This window comes from Brevibacterium sp. UBA7493 (assembly GCF_002479565.1).
Taxonomy (GTDB): Bacteria; Actinomycetota; Actinomycetes; order Actinomycetales; family Brevibacteriaceae; genus Brevibacterium; species Brevibacterium luteolum.
The window spans coordinates 1-4,554 of record NZ_DLOD01000012.1 but is presented as its reverse complement, the minus strand read 5'-3'; the positions used below and the strand labels follow the sequence as shown (position 1 = coordinate 4,554).

The 4,554-nt window shown below is 69.1% G+C and carries 5 protein-coding genes; all 5 read right to left on the bottom strand.

The features are described 5' to 3' along the window. Positions 1-53: 53 nt before the first annotated feature. Positions 54-833, bottom strand: coding sequence for a cytochrome c biogenesis CcdA family protein (locus tag B4E96_RS07815; RefSeq protein WP_286957061.1), 780 nt, complete (start codon positions 831-833; stop codon positions 54-56). Then, positions 830-1,411 (bottom strand): TlpA family protein disulfide reductase, encoded by a 582-nt coding sequence (locus B4E96_RS07810; protein WP_254221131.1) that lies wholly within the window; start codon positions 1,409-1,411, stop codon positions 830-832. Before B4E96_RS07810 ends, B4E96_RS07815 begins: the two co-directional genes overlap by 4 nt. Before the next feature lie 117 nt (positions 1,412-1,528). Next, a complete protein-coding gene (locus B4E96_RS07805; RefSeq protein WP_217006724.1) occupies positions 1,529-1,915 on the bottom strand; it encodes an ArsR/SmtB family transcription factor in 387 nt (128 codons plus the stop codon). Positions 1,916-2,147: 232 nt separating this feature from the next. Continuing rightward, positions 2,148-4,112, bottom strand: coding sequence for a heavy metal translocating P-type ATPase (locus tag B4E96_RS07800; RefSeq protein WP_286957060.1), 1,965 nt, complete (start codon positions 4,110-4,112; stop codon positions 2,148-2,150). Beyond that, positions 4,109-4,483, bottom strand: coding sequence for a Cd(II)/Pb(II)-sensing metalloregulatory transcriptional regulator CmtR (cmtR, locus tag B4E96_RS07795; protein WP_217006722.1), 375 nt, complete (start codon positions 4,481-4,483; stop codon positions 4,109-4,111). The genes B4E96_RS07800 and cmtR overlap by 4 nt, the downstream gene beginning before the upstream one ends. Between the last annotated feature and the right edge of the window lie 71 nt (positions 4,484-4,554).

The following is a 4,554-nucleotide window of genomic DNA, read 5'->3' as shown; positions in this document are numbered from 1 at the left end:
CACCAGACCCGGGGCGATCCAATGGCGAACCCTGGGTGGACGCATCTGGCCCATCAGATGATGGTCTGGAAGCCGCCGATCATGCCCTGCAGGCTGTTGACCCAGTGGGTCCAGACCCCGGTGACCAGGAGCAGTCCGATGATGATGAGCATCCCGCCGCCGATCCGGCTGATCAGGATCTGATGGTCTCTGGCCCATTGCAGTCTGCCGGTGCCCTTGACGATGAGCACGGCCACGACGATGAACGGCACCCCGAGTCCGAGGCAGTACATCAGCGTCAGCGCCGCGCCGCGCCAGATGCCGTCGGTGCCGGTGGCGCCGAAGCTGGTCGACAGGGCCAGAACCGCTGCCAGTGTGGGGCCCATGCACGGGGCCCAGCTGAGCGCGAAGGTGGCACCGAGCGCGGGCGCACCCCACAGGCCGGCGGGTGGCCGCTTGCTGATCTGGGTGCTGCGCTGGAACATGCCGATGCCGCCCATGAATACGATGCCGGCGATGATGACGACGATCCCCATCACCCGGTTGAGGACATCGGCCCACTGGCTGAGCAGCACACCGGCCGCGCTGAACGCCAGGCCTATGGTGACGAAGACGACGGCGAAGCCAGAAATGAACAGCGATACCCCGATGATGACCTTGCTGGTCTTCCGGTCGGTCAGCGCGGTGGCGCCCAGCCCGGTGACGTAGCCGACGTAGCCGGGGACCAGCGGCAGAACGCAGGGGGAGAAGAACGAGACCGCCCCGGCCAGGACGGCCACCGGGATCGCCAGCAGCATCGGCCCGGTCAGCACGGTCTGCGAGAACACCTCGCCGATGGGAGCCGCCAGTGTCATGCCGACTCGTCCAGCACGTCAGCGATCAGCGCCTTGAGGGTGGACTCATCGACCGCCCCGACCACCCGGGCCGCCGGCCTCCCCTGGGCGTCGAGGACGACCGTGGAGGGCACCGCCTGCGGCGGCAGCACGGTGCTCAGTGCTGCCACCCCGATCCCGTCCTGATCCAGCATGGACGGAAACGTCAGGCCGAAGGTGTTCGCGAACGCCTCGGCGGCCGGGGCCTGATCGCGGACGTTGATGCCCAGGAACTGCACGCCGTCGTCCTGGTACCGCTCGTAGTTGGCCTGCAGGGCGGGAGCCTCCTTGCGGCACGGGGGGCACGCGGCGTACCAGAGGTTGAGCACCACCGGGGCACCGCGCCAGTCGGCGATGTCGAAGCTGGTGCCATCGGTGTACTCGGCGGCCAGCTCGATCGGTTCGCCCCGCTCGCCCACGGCAAGCTGGGTGATGACACCAGATCCGGCTACATAGCCCTGCTCGCTGCCGGCCTGCCCGGCCAGCTCATCATCGGCGCCACCGCACCCGGCCAGCCCGAGCGCGATGATGGCGGTGAGAGCACCGGACCGGCGGATCAACGACCGGCGTGACACCTGCGGGGACAACACTCTTTTCAAACTCCTGACGATGAGCAGCTCGACTGTTGACGGCTTCACGCCGATGGGACGGGTTCCAGAGTCTCGGGGCAACGGACGTCACGCATCGCATCCTCCCGGAAGGGACTGCTGCTCGGCGGCGCGCACGTAGTTGCAGCACACGTTGTCCGACTTGCCAGTGACAGTCAGCAGCGCCTCGACCTGAGCGAGCAGCTCGAGCACCTCGGGCCGGCTCAGCGAGTAGTGCACGCTGCGCCCCTGCGCCCTGCCGGCGACCAGACCGCAGTCGCGCAAGCAGGCCATGTGTGCAGACACCGTCGATTGGGCCAGCTCCAGCTCGCTCACCAGATCGGATACGCGCGCCTCCTCCACCGCCAGCTGCTTGACGATGGCCAACCGCGTCGGATCGCTGAGCGAGTGGAACACGGCCGCGACAGGAGCAAGCCCCCTGGCACGGTCCGACCGCGCCTCACTGATAATCGTCACGCGCCGATGATATCCGGAATCCTGATCTTCTCCGCACGGGGCCTCCACGGACGAAGCGAGAAGGAGTCGAAGGTGGAAGCACGCTCTGGCCACTCCGATACGTGCGAAGGACGAGGCAGGCACCACGCCCACGTGCACTTCTCCTTCGGCTGGTGCCTGGCGCAGCCCGTCGGGCGACGTCAGGCACAGCAGACAGGCTGCTGTGCCTGACGTCGACGGGCGGGCTGCTTGGTTACTGCGCTCCGGCCGGCTGCTTCACCGCATCGGCGGGGGTGGGGTGTGGTTGTCGTGCGAGGACGCGGCCGGTGCGGGCGGCGCGGAGTCCGTTGGCGATCACGATCACCTCGGCGACCTCGTGGACCAGCACGACCGCGGCCAGCCCGAGCACGCCGGTGATCGCCAACGGCAGCAGCACGATGATGATCGCCAAGGACAGTGCGATGTTCTGATTGATGACCCTCCGACCGCGCCGCGCATGTCGCAACGCCGGTGGGATCAGGCTCAGGTCGTGGCCGGTGAAGGCGACGTCGGCGGATTCGATCGCCGCATCGGACCCGGTCGCGCCCATCGCGATCCCTACCGTCGCTCCCGCGAGGGCGGGGGCGTCGTTGATGCCGTCGCCGATCATCGCCGTCGGTCGGTGCTGGGCCAATCCCGCGACGATGCGCGCCTTGTCCTCCGGGCGCAGCTCGGCGTGCACGTCGGTGATCCCGGCGATCTGTGCCAGTGCGGTTGCGGTGCGGGCGTTGTCGCCGGTGAGCATGCTGACCTCAACGCCTTGGCGGTTGAGGGTGCGGATGACCTCGGGCACCTCGGGGCGCAGTTCGTCGCGGACCGCGATGGCACCGGCGACGGTGCCGTCGACGGTGACCAGCACGCAGGTCTGCCCCTCGGCTTCCAGGGCCGCGACCCGAGCCTGGAGCGATCCGGGGTCGATCCAGCGGGGGCTGCCCACCGTCACCCGATGCCCTTCAACGGTCCCGGAGATGCCGTGCCCGGCCTCCTCGGTCACGCCCTGGGCCACCGGCGCCCCGGCCGCGGCACCGGTGATGGCCGCCGCCAGGGGGTGAGTGCTGTGCTGCTCGACGGCTGCGGCGAAGGCCAGAACCTGGTCCGCGTTCCTGCCGCCGGCCGGGATCACCGTGGTCACGGTCGGCTGGTTCCGGGTCAGGGTTCCGGTCTTGTCCACGGCCAGATGCCGGATCCCGCCGAGGCGTTCGAACGCGGCACCGCTCTTGATGATGACGCCGAACTTGCTCGCCGCGCCGATCGCCGAGACCACCGTGACCGGCACCGCGATCGCCAACGCACACGGGCTGGCCGCGACCAGCACCACCAGGGCCCGGGTGATCCACAGCTGCGGGTCACCCAGCAGCGACCCGATCACGCCGACGAGGACGGCCAGGATCATGACCCCGGGCACCAGCGGGCGAGCGATCCGGTCGGCGATGCGCGCCCGGTCGCCCTTCTCGGCCTGGGCCTGCTCAACCAGCTCGACGATCGTGGTCAGCGAATTGTCCGTGCCCGTGGCGGTCGTCTCGACCTCCAGCACGCCGGCGATGTTGATCGCCCCGGCCGAAACCTCATCACCGGACTCGACCTCGACGGGGATCGATTCGCCCGTGATCGCCGAGGTGTCCAGGCTCGACCGCCCCGCCCGGACGATGCCGTCGGTGGCGACCCGCTCCCCGGGCCGGACCACCAGCACCTGACCGACCGTGATCTCCCGGGCCGGCACCTCCACCGGAGTGCCGCCGCGGAGGATGGTCGCGGATTCGGGTACGAGCTTCAGCAGTGCCCGCAGACCGCCACGGGCGCGATCCATCGCCTTGTCCTCCAGTGCCTCCGCGATCGAGTACAAGAACGCCAGCGCCGCTGCTTCCTCGACGTAGCCGAGGATGACCGCGCCGATGGCGCTGATCGTCATCAGCAGTCCGATTCCGAGCTTGCGCTGGGTGATCAGGTTCCGGATCGCGCCGGGTGCGAACGTGTATGCCCCCAGCAGCAGGCCCGCCCAGAACACCACCGCCGCAGCCGCCTCCAGGCCCGACCACTCCAGGATCAGGCCGGTGATGAAGGCGACCCCGGAGAAGATCGGGAGCAGCAGGCTCGGGTCGCGCCACCACGGACGCTCCACCTCCTCGGCCTCGCCACCGGGTGCGGTGACCGGCTCGTCGCAGCCGCATGCGGCGCTCACGAGGCATCCTCCGAGACAGACCCCTGCGCGTCGCAGCAGCCGGGAACCGTGCAGGCCGGATCGATGCACGCCACGTTCTCATCGACCGCCAGCGTCACATCCACCAGTCCCGTCAGGGCCGCCGCCAGGTGCGGGTCCGCGATCTCGTACCGGGTCTGGCGGCCCTCCGGCTCGGAGACCACGATCCCGCACCCCCGCAGGCACGCCAGGTGGTTCGACACGTTCGTCCGCGTCAACCCGAGATCCCGGGCCAGCACCGCCGGGTAGCCGGGCGACTCCAGCAGCGAGAGCAGAATCCGCGACCGCGTCGGATCCGCCATCGCGCGACCCAACCGGTTCATCACATTCACACGAGAAGCAATAGTCAGCATGCAGTGACCATACACCATAGGCTGACCCATGGGCGCCGCACTGGTTTATCGGCTCTTCGTAATTGAGGGTG

Coding starts and splice junctions, on each gene's coding strand:
- B4E96_RS07815 (WP_286957061.1), bottom strand. CDS start 833: ATGACACTGGCGGCTCCCATCGGCGAGGTGTTCTCGCAGACCGTGCTG.
- cmtR (WP_217006722.1), bottom strand. CDS start 4,483: ATGCTGACTATTGCTTCTCGTGTGAATGTGATGAACCGGTTGGGTCGC.